The organism is Haloarcula sp. R1-2, from assembly GCF_011627385.1.
In the GTDB taxonomy this organism is placed as follows: Archaea; Halobacteriota; Halobacteria; order Halobacteriales; family Haloarculaceae; genus Haloarcula; species Haloarcula marismortui.
This window is the reverse complement of record NZ_JAANTG010000005.1, coordinates 1-16,787: the sequence shown is the minus strand read 5'-3', so window position 1 is coordinate 16,787 and position 16,787 is coordinate 1. Positions and strand designations below refer to the sequence as shown.

The window sequence follows — 16,787 nt, the reverse complement described above, 5'->3', positions numbered from 1 at the left end:
GTGAATCCTATTCTGAATTCGCCAGCACGTATTGACAGTGGGACTATCAAAAAACTTGTGAACAAGATGAAGGGTTCTAGATTGTGATAGGTAGTCTTACTCGGCAATGCCTTAATTTTCGGGCCGCATGAATGCTAATGCTAATATGGATATTTATTAGTACATCAACTAGTAACTTCGTTAACTAGGCTATCAGCCGCAAAGTTTCCAAACCGTATATCAGAAATTACGGCAGTTGGGGAGGTATATTGACAGTCCTAACTGGTGTTATATTTAATATAATTGGATACAAGAAGGGCATAGAAGCTGACCAATAGAACATCATTAGGCTAGCTTCATAGAATGGCAAAAGCAGGGTATGAGGTGAGCTAGACTGAAATCAGACCATTATGTTGTCCGTGTCGTGGATTACTCCCAAGTCGTCAATGTCGCCGCACACACCCCCATGTGGTCAACTCTGCGATGCTGAGTGAGCGGGAATAAAACTGAACAGAGTGGATGAATCAACACCTCCACGCCATGCATTCGCTCGGTTGCAGGGACGCATCAAGAATGAAGCCAGAGCCGCCGGTATCCCCGTCGCGTACGTCTACCCGGAGTACACAAGTCAGACCTGCCTAGACTGCTAACACGTCGGCTCCCGAAACGGCGACGAGTTCCGATGTACGAACGACGAGTGTTGGGTAACGGAGTACTACGCAGACATTACGCTGCGGTCAGCATCTCTGACCGTTTAGACCGGTGGGGTGAGAGCCTGCCGCTAAAATTGGTGGGCAATGATATTATACAGGATGAGGACGTCTGTGACAGCGCCACGACTCGCTCTGAGCAGAGCCTACCACAGCAAATGACGCTCGGCGAGTTCGAGTCAAAACCCACTCCAGTGATTAGCTGGTATCCCCACGCAGGAAACCACCCCGTTCCGTTGCAGAGGGTGTCACACTCATTCGCTCGTATCCGAATTGAGGACCACCCCGGGTGTCGAGTGTAAATGGACATTAAATCGCGTATCATACCATTCAGACCCATGTTTAGATATTCTTGGGAGATATCAGTCCGAAAGTTCGAGTGAGACACCCCGACTGTCGAGTGTAAAATCGTGAATTACTGATCGGGCGAAAATCGTTGATCAGATTCAATGGCACTTTGTACGACCTTAGGCTCCTCCAGTAGGTAGTAAAAATTAGTCATGCCTTTTCCACGGCCACGTCCAACCCGATCCGTGACGCCGAGGATATCTAGAAACGCCTGTTCATTCAGCCGATCAGACATCCGCCTTTGTGAGAGAGGGTTAATATCTAGTGATTCCGTGAGCTGCTCGTACCGTTCATAGATTTTACGAGTAGGGAACTCTTCCTGATTGCTCCCCTCCGCAATCAATGAAAGGGCGTACACTGCTGCTTTCGATTGTGTAGGCTGATCTTGGAGAAGCTTAGAGAATCGATCGATATCCGCTTTCTCGCGTGCATTTCGGACATGGTGTTCTTGCACAACATCACTGTTATCGTCTTTTGCAAGTTCGCCTGCATTTCGAAGAATATCCAGTGCTTTTCGAGCGTCACCGTGCTCTTGTGCAGCGAATGCAGACGCCAAAGGGATCACATCGTCGGTGAGGACACCTTCACGAAATGCATCTTGACGATGACGCATAATTTCGCGGAGCTGATTTGCGTCGTAGGGAGGGAAGATGAACTCACGCTCTTGCAAACTACTGAGGACTCGCTCATCGAGAGAATCTTTAAACGAGATTTTGTTGCTGATCGCGAGGATACCAACCTTACACGAGTTGATCTTCCCGGCTTCACCAGCTCGGGAGAGTTGCATTAGCACATTGTTTTCCTGGAGTTTGTCAACCTCATCGAGAATGATGATAACGACATCATGGAGAGTATCGAGTATCTCCCAAAGACGATCATAGTATGCATTCGTTGACAACCCCGAAGGTGGTACAGAGATATCTGTTTCATCTGGTCTGTTGAATGTCCGACCGAGTTTGATTACCACCTGTGTCTCTGTCGTTGCTTGGGTACAATCGATATATGCGCGATCAAGTCTCGTACCTTCATCGTGAGCGAAGTCTTCAGCACTTTGAGTAACGTGCTTGGCAACGAGACTCTTGCCAGTTCCCGTCTTTCCGTAAATTAACGTGTTTCTGGGCTTTCCACCCCGGATTGCAGGATGAATGCTATTGGCCAAGTTAGATATTTCATCTTCACGACCAATGATCCGCTCCTCGTCCGGGATGTGTTCGATATCGAGAAGCTCTTTATTCGCGAAAATTGGATCCTCACTTTCCCAAATTGAGTCGAGGGAACTCTGTTTCTCGTTACTCATATGGATATATGACCCCAGAGGAGCCACCTCATGTTACACACGACAGTCGGTGTAGTATATAAAACTATGCCTCCATTACACACCATCTGTCGAGTGTAAACGATTGATTCTACCGTTAGTAGAGCCTATACGGCATCAACAGTATAGTGTATTTCCAAGAAAAAGAAAATAGTACACCCCTCCGGGTGTCGAGTGTAACACTGGCAGTCGCTGTGTCTTTAGATGTTTAGTGAAATACGTTTTTGAAGACACACACCCCGGGTGTCGAGTGTAAACTGTCCATGCTGACTGTCTAAGACCTTCTTACCGTTAGACAGAGTAGGGAGAAATACGGTTAACACGAGTATACATACTGTCTGCGGACAGATCGATGACTCAGTAGGGATTGCTATGCAACTCATGTGTTGTCCAGAGATAGCTATGCATTGGAGTATTAGAGTTGCTTATAAGCGATATTGCTAGTGCTTCTATATCCGACTTAGAACCGGTTATACCACATTACATGATTTATTTATTGCTGATACAATAAAATATATAAACAGCATGTAGCTAGTAGTAGTAAGAAAAGCTGAAAAAAGATCTTAGGGCTCTCTACCACTCGAAAACAGCAGCTAACAATATTAGGTGTACTACAGTGTTCTGATCGGGTACCCACCATCCTGTTGATTTACACTCGACACCCGGGGTGTGTGTCCCCGTATGCTCTGAAGCTAGTACGGATTACAGGGATAATCACGACCAGTTCTCTGTAGGGGGCTTTTAATCCTACAGAATGTGTGGTGATGGCGAATCCCTAACCAATGAGAGAAACATCTCCCTATTGCGCTACGAGTTCTGGATACGGCAACTGAAGCTCACCATCAAGGGTCGGTACTTCCCAACTAGCATAATCAGCTGAATTGAATCGCCGAATTAACCACACGAAAGTGTCTGGATCTGGATGTGTTCAGTATCCCCGATCCAGACGGGTTCCTTTCGGCGTTGGATGTCAAAGACGTAGCGGAAGAGGTCATTACCGCCCTTCCCTTGCCGGGTGTCGAGGGGAGCCCCCTCGACCCCGGCGACATCTGGCTCGTCGTCATCATGGCCTGTGCCAATCAGAACTCAATTTGGGATACTTGCAACGATACCAACGGAACACCGTGTGACGACACCGTTCTGACGTGGTTACATACCCTCAACCGTCAGCAGCTTGAGTTCGTCGCCAACCTTCTGCTTGGACGCCTCGCCATGACGATTCTCGACCGGTCAGGGTCGAGAATCGTCTCCATCGACTTCGTCGACAACCCATATCATGGCGAACACTACACCGACGAAGGCGAACTCTGTTCGATGGCCCCCAAAGACGGAACAACCACGTGCCATCGGTACTGCACGGCGTACGTCGTCTCTAACGGAAAGCCGGTGACGTTGGCGATGACTTACGTCCGCAACGACGAAGACGAGGCCGACGCGGTCGAGCGCGTGCTCGCCCGCGTCGAGAACTATCCCTTCGATATCGAACTCCTTCTTGGCGACAGCGGCTTCTATAACGAGCGCGTCATCCGCCGCGCTCGTGATATCGCCGCAACGGTCGTTCACGTCCCAAAGAAGGGCGAGCGCATGAAGGACAAACTCGATACTCACAAGTCGTACATGACAACTTATCGGATGTACAAAGACAGCGAGCGGGAACTGCGTTTCCCGCTCGCGGTCGCTGTCTCCTATCAGAACGGTGATCGAGGGAAGCACGGCGAAGTTGTTCGTGGCTACGTGGCTTGCGGCGTCACTGATCGGTCACCGAAGCAGGTTGAACGCCTCTACAGGAAGCGTTCAGGCATTGAAACGACCTATCGGTTGCTGCGGCAAGCACGCGGGATCACGACGACGCGTGATCCCGTCGTGCGATTTGCCATCATGTTAGTCGCAGCACTCCTGGAGAACCTGTGGCTAGTACTGCGGTGGGCGGTCATCGCCCGCCCGCAGCGGGGCGGGCGCGACCTGCCCGAGGAGTTCACGTTCAAGACGTTCTGTGACTGGATTCGTCATGAGCTGGAAGAGGAGTTACGACGCCAGTGGAAGATCAAAGCGAATGGGGTTGGTATACCAGCATCGCAGACAATGGCCGCGGGCTGACCCGGGTCAGCCCACGGCCTGCTCAGTGGGCGGTGAGCGACAGCTTTTGTCAGATGCTGTCGAAATCCGGTTAATACCGTCTGTCCAATGCAGTGGATTGGAGCTGTCTCAACCTACACCGCAGTAGCGGCTGAGACTGGCCGTCTAATCATACAGAAATTGACTGTTTTGTGGCGCTCAGGCAGCACTCTCTTGACTCGTTTAGGAAGTAACGAAAGTTCCTTCCCAGTCATGATCACACCGATTATATCTTGTTATGGGATGGTCAGATGTCCAAAATTTGGAATCTGATTGGTTCTCAAATAGAATCCATTTTAAGTCCAATATTTCTTCGGTGAATTCCCAACCTGCGTCCAACATAAAAGCCTTATGTAATTTTCGAGCAGTAGTATCGTCGGCTCCCTTACCAAATTCGTCAATTTGTTCTTCTAATTCTTCTTCAGATATATTGAATTCACGGAGCCGATCGGCCAATTTTTCAAATCCCTCCATATATCCATCTCTAAACGCGCGAGTCCGATGCTCTTGGGTGGCTACTGAATAAGCAATTGCAGTTCTGTCATTTTCTGTTAAATCTCTCAAATGTTTATTTTCTATGATTTTTCGATAAGCATCTGCAAATTCCCCCTCAATCTCTGCTAAAAAGTCCTCAAATGGCTGGTTACCAGATGTGTCATAAAAATATTGTTCACCAGCCACATTCTTAGTAGTAGTCTGGAATATCCTCCTATCGGGCTTGTGGTAGCAATACACCTGAGGTGAATCCTTGTCCGGATTAATTGAAAAGTTCTCTAGATAAAATCTCGGTACATAGTGTTGCATTTTGACCTCAGACATAATATCCCCTTTCCCCTCACTACACAAATCAATTGAGGGCGTAAATCTACAAGTCCCATAGAAAATAGACGGTGATAGACAAGGCACACTCTACCTAGCTGAGTATAGCTTCAATCTTCGCTTTACCGGTGATGGGTTACCACCGCCGATCGGTTTGAGCTATTGATTCACGCTTGGAGCTACGCTAAGTCGCTCGCCTGTACTGACCACTCCTGTTCGAGAATAGAGTTACGCCTTCACAAGCTCTAGTCCCCGAATTTTCTGCGCCCCAGCGGGGTGAGGGGCGTCCCAGAGAGGGCGTGCCGCCTGTTACACATGGCTACCACAGAATCCCGTAGCGACGCCGGCAGCATCGACGAGAGCGAACTGGAGGAGGCTGACCCGAACAACCGGACCGTTCGGGCGCTGACCGAAGTCATGACCGTGTTGGACTCGATTGGTCGGGCACGAAACGCCGACGACCTCTTCTTGGTCAACTCTGGCTCCGGCTCAGAGTACCTCGTCGACACTCGAACAGGGAGTTGCGAATGCAAGTGGAAGCAGTTCAACCCCGGCAAGGAGTGCAAGCACCAGAAGCGAGTCGCCTTCGCCACCGGCGAGCGACCTATCCCGCAGTGGGTGGATGACGACGCTCTCGATGACCAGTTCGGATTGCACGTCGACGGCGAACCCCGCAAAGCAGTCGCTGACGGTGGAGTCATGCAAGTTCGGTTCGACGACGGCGGTGTCACAGACCCCAACGAGGACCCCTTGGCCGTCACATCCGAGGACGAACCACGAACGAAGCGAGCGAAGCAGGAAGATATCGACGTTTCCTTCCTCGCAAAGCCCGGTCGCTACGAGGTTCACTCAGCGTCGGATAGCCGGTACGAAGTCGACGTGCTTGAGGAGACGTGCAGTTGTCCCGATGAGGCCGAGCGGTGCAAGCACCGTCGCCGGGTCGAGATCGAGATCGACGCCCAGCGAGTCCCGCGCCCGGATGGAAAACTGCCAGACGCCTAACCGGGCGCCGCAGTGTGTTTTCTGCCCCTCTGGTCAGGTGAGAGGATGTCTCGAAATATGTCTTCACAAACTGTCCAGACAGAGTTGTCTACAGCTACGTCGGGTTGTCCCGAGTGTGGCGGCGAACTCGACAGCAGTGGGCGGGAAACGAACTGCGAGGACTGTGGCCTGGTAACCGACCAAGACCAGATCGACCGCAGGCCGGAATGGCGGACGTACGACAAGGAGGAACAGAAACGGACGGGCGCACCTCGGACGGCCACTCGCCACGACCGAGGCCTGTCGACGAACATCGGCTCGGTTGAGAGTGCAGATATCATCCGTCTTTAGCTAAGAGAAAAACCGCGTGACAGCAGCGGCTTATCGAGGCTTCTTTTCGAGAGGAATGTGGAGTCGATAGCTGTGTCCAACAGAGCCTCCTCATCGAGAATCATGCGTCGGCTCACTACACTGTTGCCCTCCGAGTTCCTCGAAGAGCACGCCGAGGAACTCGGCGTGTTCGAGCGAGAGGGCAAGCTCCAGATTCCTGTCTCCGTGTGGGCGCTCGTGTTCGGCTTCGCCGCAGGCGAGAGCCGAACACTCGCTGGGTTTAGACGCTGCTACAACGCTACAGCTGACGAACCGATCTCTTCTGGCGGCTTCTATCATCGGTTGACACCGTTGCTCGCAGAGTATCTCCGCGACCTCGTCGAGGCCGCGCTCGACGAGGTCGCTGTCCCTGATACTGTTGACGCTGATATCGACCGATTCAGGGACGTGATGATCGCTGATGGAACGGTGTTGCGGTTGCACGAGTTTCTCTCTGATGAGTTTCAAGCCCGCCACGAGGAGCAGGCTGGAGCGAAGCTCCACCTGCTCCACAACGCTACCGACCAGACCATAGAACGGATCGATGTGACTGATGAGAAAACGCACGACAGCGCGCTGTTCAAGACTGGATCGTGGCTGCAAGGCCGACTGGTTCTGTTTGATCGAGCGTACTTCAAATACCGCCGCTTTGCGTTGATCGACGAGAACGACGGCTACTTTGTGAGTCAGCTGAAGCAGAACGCAAATCCGGTGATAACGGCGGAATTACGGGAATGGCGCGGCCGCGCTATTCCCTTGGAGGGCAAACAGATCCACGACGTGGTCAATGATCTCTCGCGGAAGTACATCGACGTAGAGATGGAAGCGGAGTTCAAGCGCGGCCAGTACGAGGGAACTCGGTCGTTGGACACGAAGCGGTTTCGCGTCGTCGGCGTCCGCAACGAGGACGCCGACGACAACCCCCTGTACAACACGAATCATCCGAGAGAGGAGTTTCTACCGACAGATCTAGCGACGCTGTATCGGTGTCGATGGGAGGTAGAAACGTTGTTCCGTGAGTTGAAGACGCAGTACGAACTGGACGAATTCGACACGAACAGCCCTGATGTCGTGAAAATTCTACTGTACGCGGCGTTGCTGTCACTGCTGGTGAGTCGTGAGTTGTTGGATCTGGTCACCGAGCAGGCCGACGATGAGATCGTGTTTCCGCCGGAACGCTGGGCGGCGACCTTCCGGTCGCACGCCCAGCTCATCCCCCACGAACTCGGCGAGTACCTTGGCTACTCGCCAACACCGTTGCTGGAGCGGCTGATCGAGGATGCTCAGAAGATCCACCAACAACGACCGATCTTACAAGAAACGCTCGCTACCGCTACACAACCGAGGTGTGAGTCTTAGCTAAAGACGAATGCCCAACTACAACTCAACAGGAGAACACCAGCCGAAATTATCCGGAACTAAACAGTACCGAGTTTAGAAAAATGATGAACTACTTTTATTCTGCGGAATATGAACCACTGTGTCACAGACGAACGAAGATGCTGTTCGAGCGTACTACACGGCGATCGATGCTGAAGAGTATGATACAGTGTTTGCTCTCTTTGATGAGAGTATAGTGTATGAACGCCCTGGGCAGGACAACATTCGTAACAGAGACGCTCTCAAGGACTTTTATCTCAACCAACGGCCGCTGTCTGCTGGGTCCCATGAAATCCACTCGCTCACCAGCGAAGACGAGACTGTTGCGGTGAGAGGGACATTTAGCGGCGTGCAAGCTGATACCGCTGTCTCATTTGGATTTGCCGACTTCTTCGTATTCAACGAGGCTGGTCTGATTAAGCGTCGCTACACCTACACGGACCGAGATACGGTTTGATTGGTCGCGACGCTGAAGCTCAACGTGACGACTGAGGGCCGTGTTCCCGCGTGCGTCGAGACAGGATAGGAACCCCAGCAAGGGGTTGTACTTGTACTGTGATGTGTGTCGGAACCAGCGCCGGAGGATACCAGCAAACCACACCCGAGCTCAAAGACGAGCATCTCAGCGGTATCTCGTTCAACGACACCACCCACCTCATGCCATGGGCAATATATACGGTCCCACCGGGAACGGCCATCGACGGAAAGGCGAGCGGGGAACTCACGGAAGGTGGACGGAGACTGCTGAAAAAGTCGCTCATTTCTCTCATTCCGTAACTGGGAAACGATAGAAGCAGGTATTCGTTTCGACAAAACGGCCAAGAATCAGCACGGTCGGTAATTCCTCTGTACTGCCTGTCCCGTACATGAGCCACTCACGCAGGGCCGTCCGCCCTTCCCTGGCGTCGACGGCTTGCTCGCCAGCGACAACTCCATGGCCGGTCGAAGTTCACCAGCAAGCGCGACCGGAATCTCGCTCACGGGCTTGGCGAAATCCGACGCATTGCGAGTGCGCTGTCTGAGAGTAAGGCGGTGAAAGAGCAGGCAGCCACGTTCTTCAGGGAAGCCCAAGACAAGGACCTCCTAATCGGGCGGTCGATTGAAGACGGTGCAGCGGCCGCTGTATACGCTGCCTGCCGGTGCAATGGCCTCGTGACGATGGAGACGGTAGCCGACGTTGTCCGGTGTTCAGACTCCCATATATGGAACTGCTACCGGACGTTCTTGGTGGAACTTGACCTTCCGATCCCAGTATCGCTCCCGGTGGACTGGGTGGCGCGGATTTGTTCGGACCTTCCATTCGACGTTGCCCCGGAGATTCGCCAGCGGGCACTCGAACTTGCAGAGCAGGCAACTGAGTCAACAGCGGTCAACGGGCGACCAGACGGTGTCGCAGCCGGCGCTCTGTACCTCGCCGGGAAAGAATCAGATATCCGGCTCACACAAGCGACAATCTGCGAGCCACTGGATGTGCATATTACGATGGCCCGCCAGTGGTTCCAAGAAATCGAGGAGCATATCGTTGCGTGACCGCTCGCGACCGTTGTTTTGCGTGCCCCGGCGAGGGTGCAGGGCGAGCCAGCAAGCACGTCCTGAGAGAGACATATGTCAGTTACTGATACTCCAAAATCGACGGCACAGCACGACTCTTCGAGTGTTTTTGCGTCGGTCCCAGCGCCACGGTCGCCAACGAAAGTCGCATCGTTTGTCGAACGAGTCCTTGTCGAACTTCGCCACGAAGCCGTGGCTGCTCGGTACGTGACTGATCTAGACCAAGCCGGAGCGAAGACGATCTGGTGTCGAGTCGAGCACACGCCGTTGGACGTCGACGCAGAGTACGTCCAGATTCGAGACGACCCCCGGCTAGGGGTTGACGTCGAGCCGTGTTCGCAGGCGACAGTTCGAGAACGACTGTGCCAGTGTCTTGACCACGACCGGACTGGGCGCGTCGACGTTCGGCCGCTGGCTGATGTCTCGATGTGCGACGGCTGATGAGACGATACCACTACTCGACAGAGCAGCCGTACGTCTCAGAATAGGTGAAGAATTATACTACACGAACGTATAGCATTTGTATATGTCTGATGCAGACAGCGATACTGGAAACGGTGGTCCAGAGATGGTACAAATAAACCTCCGATTGAGCAAATCGTTTCTCGAAGACATCGATGCAATGTGGCAGGAGGAGGGATTCAATTCACGGAGTGAGTTCCTTCGCCATGTCGCTCGGGATGCAGTGAAGCACCCTGCATTTAGTCGGAGTGGGTGGAAACAGATCGCCGCGAGCGAGCACGATCTTCGGGCGGGTAATGCTGAACTGGTTTCGCGTGAGGAAGTCCGTGCAATGATGGATCAAGACGGTAATAACGAGTGACGCTGAGTGGACGTGGAAGTTCACTGAGCGTGCGACTGAGCAGTTTGGTGATCTCGATACGCATGTTCAGGATCGAATCGTTTCGAAACTAGACGAAGTTGTCGACTCAACATGGCGCGAGCCCAAAGACTTCCTAGAACCACTGACTGGCGGGCCGTTCTGGAAACTCCGAGTTGGAACGTACCGCCTCACATGTGTGCTTGCACATGATGCCTCAGTGCTTGAAATCCACAGAATCGAACACCGGAGCGGTGCTTACACGGCTGACGACGACTGACTGTCGCTTGTTCGTTCTGGAAGGTCGAGATCACCGAGGGCAGCGTGCTGGCGGAGTACACAGAGATGTGGGCAGACGGTCGTCGCCTGGAAGACTTCGCAGCTGCACCAGCCGGCGTGGGTCCCGCTGGGATGCTCGGCCAGCGAGCAATTAACGGGACAGTCGTCGTCGACGGAGACGAGGAACAGGTCCGGACGGCCACCCTTCGTTACGTCGACACTGGCATCGAGGGCGGCGTTCCACGCTTCTGACCGACACTGTCGAACCTCCTTGAAATCAAGTTCGCGGGTGCCGCTGAGCTGGCGGGATATCCACTGGTCTGAGGGCGAACACTCGCTAGCTGGGGTAGGGGACTCGGCTGTTTTCATGATGAGTCCTCGTACTAATACATATATTCCCAAACAGCAAAAAAGTTGCGATAGAGGCGATATAGAGCGGATTTTGTGTTTCTCTAGTGGCTGAGAGAATCCAACAATGAGTAGTGGATACCGACGAGGGAACACGGGGCCGAAAAAGTTGAAGTGGCGCTGGAAAGATGCAACTGACAATCGGTCGCTGCCCCAATCGTGGGCCGACAACGGTCGCACAGAATCTCCCGCGGAAGATGAGGTGCAACTGTACGCAATCCAGTGTCGGGCTGGGCTCTTGCTTGAGTGGCTGGTCAATACACGAACGGGGAAGCTACTCAGAGGCCCGCTGAGCGAGAAGCCGGGGATTCGTGTTCTGTACGTCACCGCTGACGGTGAGCATGCGGTCATGAAACAGTTGGAGGCCCGCGAAATTGATGACAGTTGGAAGCCGCCCAAGCAGTTCACCAGCGTCATCGCGAAGGACATAGAGGAGGCTGATCCCGTTCCAGACTCCAGCCAGGACTACTATCGACGGGGGGTTGAGGACCTGTACGACTCGCCGTAGCTGTTGTGAATACGGGCTCTTCATCCGTGAAAGCAATTGAAACGACCGCTCAGTATGCGTGTAGACGTATCGATGTGTTCAGTATGAACCCGGCAAAATGATTAATAGTACTACTAACGTATTACAGACGTATGTCTGGAGCAACCACAGGAGGAGACGAGGAGGATAAAATCGTCACAGTGAATTTCAAAGCCACAGAGTCATTCCTCGACGAAATCGACAAGACGTGGCAAGGACGCGGTTTCAACAGCCGGAGCGAGTTTATTCGTTACACACTCCGAGATGCTGTCGAGTTCCCGACGTTCGACCGCGACGAACTTATCGCACTCCTCGCTGCTGAGGAAGAAAGTCGTGAAGGAAAAACGATGGACGCCGAAGAAGCGCGTGAGAGGTTCGGAACAAGCGATGAGTGATGACGAGTGGACGTGGGAACTCTCTTCCACGGCACAGGATGATCTTAATTCGCTCTCACCAGAGGTACAGGACCGAATCCTCGATAAACTCACTGAGATCGTCACCTCGCCGTGGCGCGACCCGCCAGAGTACGGCGAACCACTTCAGAACAGCCCACACAAGAAAATTCGAATCGGACAGTTCCGTCTCTCCGTGACGTTTCGGCAAGAAGAACAGTTGCTTGTTGTCGCCCGGATCAAACGCCGTGGTGGCGCATATACGGCTGACGACGACTGAACAGGCTCTATATTCACTCGGTCCCTATCTTGACTCGATCACTTGGCAAGTAGAACTCTCAGAGTGACGCTCTTCAGCAGGCCAGATTTTGTGACTCTCTGGTGGCTGAGAGAGTATGGCTTCGCCACAGATCGACGTCGACGAGATTGTTGCAACGCTTGAGGACATTCGCCAGCGCGGGCACAGCGCCCACACAGTCTTCCGAGACTGGGTCAACCTTATGATGTTCGCACTGCAGGACCGAGACGACCCGTATCTGGAGATCGTCGACGACTATCGGGAGCGCGGCGACATGGACCATCCAGACGGACAGCGGTCGGTCGACCTCTTCGCCAAGGCGTTCGGCCAGCTCCAAGGACGAATGGCGGCTACCGATGCTGACGTTCTGGGTGCTGTCTACGAGGCGTATGGAATGTCCAGCGATGCGTTCGGCCAGCACTTCACGCCCCACTCTGTTTGCGAGACGATGGCCGAGATCGCCGGCGTCGGAGACGAGAATGATACTGAGGACCGACAGACGGTCCTTGACCCGGCCTGTGGGAGCGGTCGGATGCTCTTGACCGCCGGTCGAAAGCAGCCAGACGCGCTGTTTGTTGGGCAAGATAAGGACCCACTGTGTGCCCGAATGACGGCGCTGAACTGCTGTTTCCTGAACCTGGATGCCTATATCATACAGGGCGACTCACTGACTGTCGAGTTCCAGCGAGCGTGGCAGACGTCGTACTCTTCGCTGGGTGGGAGCGTTCGCGAGCTAGACGACGAGGAGGTCGAAGAGCTACACGAGTGGGTGACCGACGCCTTCGAGAATACGGTCGAGGCGGAGAACCGGTCCAGTCCAGCGCAGGGGGCAGATACGGGCTCGGAAGATCGAACACCTCCGGTCACGTCGTCCGTTCCGAGTGAGCAGGCCAGTCTGGGTGCGTTCGAGGGCAGCGATTGACGGCTGTTTTGTGAGCCCCAGTCGAGTGCGGGGCGGTCCAGTGAGAGCGTCCCGAGGAAAACCATGTCAAGTGAACCAGACAGAGAGCCGGATGCGGCTCCAGACTCAGTTGAAAAGGTCGAACGAACGGACTTTGGGTGCAGTATGGAAGCACGGTTGGATCGAGGCACTGACACTCGCGATCAAGACAGAGTGACGATCAAATCGAAGGGTGAGACTGCCGAGGAGACGATTGCGGAGTTCTACAAGCTCTTGGAAGAGTACGAGCAGGAAATTGGTGGTCGGCTTCGGGATGTTCAGCCCGAGGAGGACGAGGCAGGCGAGTAAGACGACGAGTAGAACTCTCTATTATACTGCCCAGCGGTTGGGTGGGTGTGACCGTGAGGCGGAACACACGGTTCTGTTAATTAGCGCGAGGCAGTGGCTAAACGCTTATATCCGAGGGTAGGCAATTTTTGCGTGGAAGGAACACTGTCACACGCTCCTTCCATCCCCTTTCCATGCCTGATGACACGCAGCGTCTCGGCCGGTGCCCAGACTGTGGCGAGCGTATCACAACTCCGTGGCTGCTGCTTGAATACGAAAAAGACGATGGTACGGAGGGTGTCTGGGCCGAGTGTCCGACGTGTGAAGACGTCGTTGCGCCGGAGTAGTCATAGACAGCAGACTCAACGTACTCGGCAGAAGACAATCCGCGCTTCCTGTACGGCTACTCCCGGCGAAATTGATGGTTCTCAATTACTCGAAGCTCCGCTGAACTCAAGAGTGTTACCTGAACAACTCATGCTGTGTATTCAACACGGACATCTGAATACTACTACGCAGTTCAAGCGGAAATTTATCAACTCGAAATGAGACAGGCCGGACCTTACTTAGACGGCAGAAGGTAGTAGATTTTCAGTATTGCTATAGTGAATCACTCCGACGATGTCGTCCACCACCGAATCAAGTACACGATCGACGATATCCAGAATGCAGCAAGAAAGACATACATTGCATCGCCTTGAGGCGATACCGACTGAGCGAAGCTCCACGAAACCGCATATCCGATAGCAGCGACAAGAATTGGGAGGCCAATATGTGCAAAAACGTGTGACTGCCGGTCGGCATCTTGCAGCCAATGTTCCTTGCCATGACGATACATTGCAATCCCTGTCAACGGGGTCAAACCCAGTATTAGGCCGAGCAACCCGAAGGCAGAAAGGATGACTATAGCATCGTTTGCTGGAGCAAAGAAAACAGCCCAGATGAGCAATGGTGACAAGACAATGTATCCGAGTATAACAAGCGGCCACCTATCCGAGAGATTAATATGGGATCCAAACCGCTCGACGAGAGCTAATGAGAATGGATACCGCCATGCCGTCCCAAATATGGCTTTCACCATTGCGATGAGTCCGACAGCGAATGTCCAAGCCGTGACAGCAAACCAAAGCATAAGAAGTGCCGAAGTAACGATGCCGGCGACCGTCGACACAGACGATGGAAGGATGGAAACATCAGTGATGCCTTGTCCAGTAAGTTCGGCATAGGTGAGCACAGAGCCAAACGTGATGGCTGTTATCAGTAGCACAGTAAGGTGCCAGTCGAGCGCGTTACGGGCGTTTCGCTTTGTGAACTCGTCAGTGGCGAGGAGATACAGGATTCCAGCTCCGACGACGCCAGTTGGAATCGCAAGGAAGTGGATGAGGATGCCACCGAGTGAGCGTTCCTCGAGCAGTTTGGGTCCGGGCGTAGGTGGTGTGGAGGTCATGGGTTGAATGGAGGGCTTTGAAGTCGTATTAGTGATCTCTGATTCGTTTTGCTTACGTCGATGGCAGGAGGTTCAGTGGGCCATATCTGTCACGAACCCACCGGACTGTCCGCTCGGTGACGAGTAACAGTATGCTCACGACTACCAGGTCGAATGCGGTATCCCAGAGTAGGATGTCGCTTTGGGTACCGCTTACATCAGCACCAATGACTGTGAGGACGCCACCAAGTGCGAGCAGGACGAGGCTCAACTGGAACCCAGCGAGCACGAGTGTGCGGATTCCAGCCGTGTCCGAGAGGGTAAGGAATCCGCGAGTGGAGAGCCGATCCAGCGGGGTGTTTGCATTCAGCGCATCTTTGCCCTCGGGCGACACTGGCCAGTCCGACTCTGGGTGGTTGATGTAGTACAGGCTGATCGAGTCAGGGTACGTTTCGGTTGCGACGACATCGATCTCCTGAAGTTCTTGAAGCCGGTTTCGAACCGTGGCCCGACTGACGTCAGGCTTGATGCGCGCATGCAGTTGACGGATCGAAAAGAACGGTCGATCGGACTCAAGCATCGTCTCGACAACGTGTTCCTGCGTGAGCGTGTTGTCGAGGTTCCGATCAATCCGTTTGTCGATCCAGGTTGGAATCGCGGACACGGTATCGCTGGATAGTTGACGGGGATAATTAAAATCGGACGGGGATTTTGTGCCCGTGAACTGCAATTTGACGGCCGTAAAACCGGATTAGTCTTTTTTCAAAAACTGGGAAACCACCGTACGTCGACGGTTTTGGATGCTGCCCTGAAAAAAAATAAGCCGACCGAGGTTCATAGCCATGAACCGGATATTTTCGGAGTTGGCATGACCCGAGACCGGCTAGATGAACTACCTCGGGGGTTAGTCTCGGGACACCCAGCCTGCGCCGCCTGTAGACTGACGGACGTACAATTGACCAGTACCGTCACGGAATTCACCACTTTTTTGTTAGGTCAGTAAACCACTATGTATATGGTCCCCATTGAGGTGTTAGCTACCCCTCTCCAGAGCAGTGATGCCGGTGGTATCGTGCTCCTCTTATTCCAGCTATTGCTCGCTGCAATCCAGATTGCCGGGATGTGGATGGTATTCAAGAAAGCTGGTCACGCAGGGTGGAAAGCAATCATTCCGATATACAACTTCTATATCATGCTTCGGATCGGGGAGAATGCATGGTGGTGGTTAGTCCTCGTTTTTATCCCGATACTAAATCTCTACGCGCTGTACAAGATTCATGCTGGAGTAGCTCGAGCGTTTGGGAGAGGTATCGGGTTTGGACTTGGGCTCACCTTCCTTGGTATCCTCTTCTTCCCACTGCTGGGCTTTGGCGATTATCAGCATCGTCAGTCTGGTGGGCTCGCATAATATGGACGCGGTGACCCCAAGCTTGTAACCAATTACAGGATCACTCTTAAATTAGGCCGATGGGCTGTGTTTGGACACATAATAGCAGTGTAGAGGGTGCCTACAACCCTCCTCACACTACCTATGGCTCTCCACAAACGGTCAGTACAGGCGGAATATCTACTAGTCCAATCTGTTCAATCTATAGTCGACTCCGCGAGAGATACGCAAGTCTCACAAGAGTGGATCCGACGACAATTAGCGATGGCGAGTCTACTGACGTATGTCTTAACGGTCAAGCATTTTTCACTCGAGTACATCAGCGCTGTCTTGGTCGAGCGGATCTTCGATATCGCCGATAATCGTTTCCAGCAGGTCAGTGACGGTCACTAGTCCAATAACCTCGCCGTCTTCGATGATGAGAGCCATCTCTTGTCGCTCTGTCTGGAACTGATC

At 53.2% G+C, this 16,787-nt stretch carries 21 protein-coding genes and 2 pseudogenes; 18 read left to right on the top strand and 5 right to left on the bottom strand.

Annotation, left to right across the window (positions count from 1 at the left end; genetic code table 11):
- Positions 1-494 precede the first annotated feature (494 nt).
- The gene (locus G9C82_RS17960; protein WP_161618966.1) at positions 495-629 is read left to right on the top strand and encodes a zinc ribbon domain-containing protein; all 135 of its coding nucleotides are present in this window, start codon (positions 495-497) and stop codon (positions 627-629) included.
- A gap of 475 nt (positions 630-1,104) precedes the next feature.
- On the opposite strand, the gene G9C82_RS17955 is transcribed toward G9C82_RS17960, so the two are convergent.
- Complete coding sequence (locus G9C82_RS17955; RefSeq protein WP_007190684.1) at positions 1,105-2,334, bottom strand: Cdc6/Cdc18 family protein; 1,230 nt, start codon at positions 2,332-2,334, stop codon at positions 1,105-1,107.
- A gap of 942 nt (positions 2,335-3,276) precedes the next feature.
- On the opposite strand from G9C82_RS17955, the gene G9C82_RS17950 reads away from it, so the two are divergent.
- Entirely contained in the window at positions 3,277-4,449 is a 1,173-nt protein-coding gene (locus G9C82_RS17950; protein ID WP_127014879.1) for an ISH3 family transposase, read from the top strand.
- A gap of 201 nt (positions 4,450-4,650) precedes the next feature.
- On the opposite strand, the gene G9C82_RS17945 is transcribed toward G9C82_RS17950, so the two are convergent.
- Complete coding sequence (locus G9C82_RS17945) at positions 4,651-5,286, bottom strand: DUF4238 domain-containing protein (protein ID WP_127014877.1); 636 nt, start codon at positions 5,284-5,286, stop codon at positions 4,651-4,653.
- Between the two features lie 315 nt (positions 5,287-5,601).
- On the opposite strand from G9C82_RS17945, the gene G9C82_RS17940 reads away from it, so the two are divergent.
- The 9 genes and pseudogenes from G9C82_RS17940 (at position 5,602) to G9C82_RS20740 (ending at position 10,667) form a co-directional block, all read left to right on the top strand.
- Positions 5,602-6,288, top strand: coding sequence for a hypothetical protein (locus G9C82_RS17940; protein ID WP_127014876.1), 687 nt, complete (start codon positions 5,602-5,604; stop codon positions 6,286-6,288).
- 57 nt (positions 6,289-6,345) lie between these two features.
- Positions 6,346-6,606, top strand: a pseudogene (locus tag G9C82_RS17935) (TFIIB-type zinc ribbon-containing protein); the annotation flags it as partial.
- A 114-nt stretch (positions 6,607-6,720) separates the two neighbouring features.
- Complete coding sequence (locus G9C82_RS17930) at positions 6,721-7,995, top strand: IS4 family transposase (protein ID WP_127014875.1); 1,275 nt, start codon at positions 6,721-6,723, stop codon at positions 7,993-7,995.
- A 121-nt stretch (positions 7,996-8,116) separates the two neighbouring features.
- Positions 8,117-8,473 (top strand): nuclear transport factor 2 family protein, encoded by a 357-nt coding sequence (locus tag G9C82_RS17925; RefSeq protein ID WP_127014874.1) that lies wholly within the window; start codon positions 8,117-8,119, stop codon positions 8,471-8,473.
- Positions 8,474-8,574: 101 nt separating this feature from the next.
- A complete protein-coding gene (locus G9C82_RS17920; RefSeq protein WP_127014873.1) occupies positions 8,575-8,793 on the top strand; it encodes a hypothetical protein in 219 nt (72 codons plus the stop codon).
- A 126-nt stretch (positions 8,794-8,919) separates the two neighbouring features.
- Positions 8,920-9,546, top strand: a pseudogene (locus G9C82_RS21050) (transcription initiation factor IIB family protein); the annotation flags it as partial.
- A gap of 75 nt (positions 9,547-9,621) precedes the next feature.
- Positions 9,622-10,008 carry a hypothetical protein gene (locus G9C82_RS17910; RefSeq protein WP_127014872.1) on the top strand — a complete coding sequence of 129 codons (387 nt, stop codon included), beginning with the start codon at positions 9,622-9,624 and terminating at the stop codon, positions 10,006-10,008.
- An 85-nt stretch (positions 10,009-10,093) separates the two neighbouring features.
- Positions 10,094-10,390: a ribbon-helix-helix domain-containing protein gene (locus tag G9C82_RS17905; RefSeq protein WP_127014871.1), complete on the top strand. Its 297-nt coding sequence runs from the start codon at positions 10,094-10,096 to the stop codon at positions 10,388-10,390.
- Positions 10,380-10,667 (top strand): type II toxin-antitoxin system RelE/ParE family toxin, encoded by a 288-nt coding sequence (locus G9C82_RS20740; protein WP_127014997.1) that lies wholly within the window; start codon positions 10,380-10,382, stop codon positions 10,665-10,667. Before G9C82_RS17905 ends, G9C82_RS20740 begins: the two co-directional genes overlap by 11 nt.
- Here the strand turns inward: G9C82_RS20740 and G9C82_RS17895 are convergent.
- Positions 10,646-11,035, bottom strand: a complete 390-nt coding sequence (locus tag G9C82_RS17895) for a hypothetical protein (protein WP_127014870.1) — start codon at positions 11,033-11,035, stop codon at positions 10,646-10,648. The two genes, G9C82_RS20740 and G9C82_RS17895, sit on opposite strands and share 22 nt — an antisense overlap.
- Positions 11,036-11,141: 106 nt before the next feature.
- On the opposite strand from G9C82_RS17895, the gene G9C82_RS17890 reads away from it, so the two are divergent.
- The 6 genes from G9C82_RS17890 (at position 11,142) to G9C82_RS17865 (ending at position 13,865) form a co-directional block, all read left to right on the top strand.
- Positions 11,142-11,582: a hypothetical protein gene (locus G9C82_RS17890; RefSeq protein ID WP_127014869.1), complete on the top strand. Its 441-nt coding sequence runs from the start codon at positions 11,142-11,144 to the stop codon at positions 11,580-11,582.
- 131 nt (positions 11,583-11,713) lie between these two features.
- Complete coding sequence (locus tag G9C82_RS17885) at positions 11,714-11,995, top strand: ribbon-helix-helix domain-containing protein (RefSeq protein ID WP_127014868.1); 282 nt, start codon at positions 11,714-11,716, stop codon at positions 11,993-11,995.
- Positions 11,988-12,272, top strand: a complete 285-nt coding sequence (locus G9C82_RS17880) for a type II toxin-antitoxin system RelE/ParE family toxin (RefSeq protein ID WP_050007922.1) — start codon at positions 11,988-11,990, stop codon at positions 12,270-12,272. Before G9C82_RS17885 ends, G9C82_RS17880 begins: the two co-directional genes overlap by 8 nt.
- A 115-nt stretch (positions 12,273-12,387) precedes the next feature.
- Positions 12,388-13,212 (top strand): N-6 DNA methylase, encoded by an 825-nt coding sequence (locus G9C82_RS17875; protein ID WP_127014867.1) that lies wholly within the window; start codon positions 12,388-12,390, stop codon positions 13,210-13,212.
- 63 nt (positions 13,213-13,275) lie between these two features.
- Positions 13,276-13,539: a hypothetical protein gene (locus G9C82_RS17870; RefSeq protein WP_127014866.1), complete on the top strand. Its 264-nt coding sequence runs from the start codon at positions 13,276-13,278 to the stop codon at positions 13,537-13,539.
- Positions 13,540-13,712: 173 nt separating this feature from the next.
- The gene (locus G9C82_RS17865) at positions 13,713-13,865 is read left to right on the top strand and encodes a phage terminase large subunit family protein (RefSeq protein ID WP_164734781.1); all 153 of its coding nucleotides are present in this window, start codon (positions 13,713-13,715) and stop codon (positions 13,863-13,865) included.
- A gap of 263 nt (positions 13,866-14,128) precedes the next feature.
- Here G9C82_RS17865 and G9C82_RS17860 read toward each other — a convergent pair whose 3' ends face one another.
- Both G9C82_RS17860 and G9C82_RS17855 read right to left on the bottom strand, forming a co-directional pair.
- The gene (locus tag G9C82_RS17860; protein ID WP_127014865.1) at positions 14,129-14,965 is read right to left on the bottom strand and encodes a DUF4870 domain-containing protein; all 837 of its coding nucleotides are present in this window, start codon (positions 14,963-14,965) and stop codon (positions 14,129-14,131) included.
- A gap of 52 nt (positions 14,966-15,017) precedes the next feature.
- The gene (locus tag G9C82_RS17855; RefSeq protein ID WP_127014864.1) at positions 15,018-15,608 is read right to left on the bottom strand and encodes a hypothetical protein; all 591 of its coding nucleotides are present in this window, start codon (positions 15,606-15,608) and stop codon (positions 15,018-15,020) included.
- A 351-nt stretch (positions 15,609-15,959) separates the two neighbouring features.
- Between G9C82_RS17855 and G9C82_RS17850 the strand changes: the two genes are divergently transcribed.
- On the top strand, positions 15,960-16,352 hold the full coding sequence (locus G9C82_RS17850) for a DUF5684 domain-containing protein (RefSeq protein ID WP_241244131.1): 393 nt from the start codon (positions 15,960-15,962) through the stop codon (positions 16,350-16,352).
- Positions 16,353-16,787: the final 435 nt, after the last annotated feature.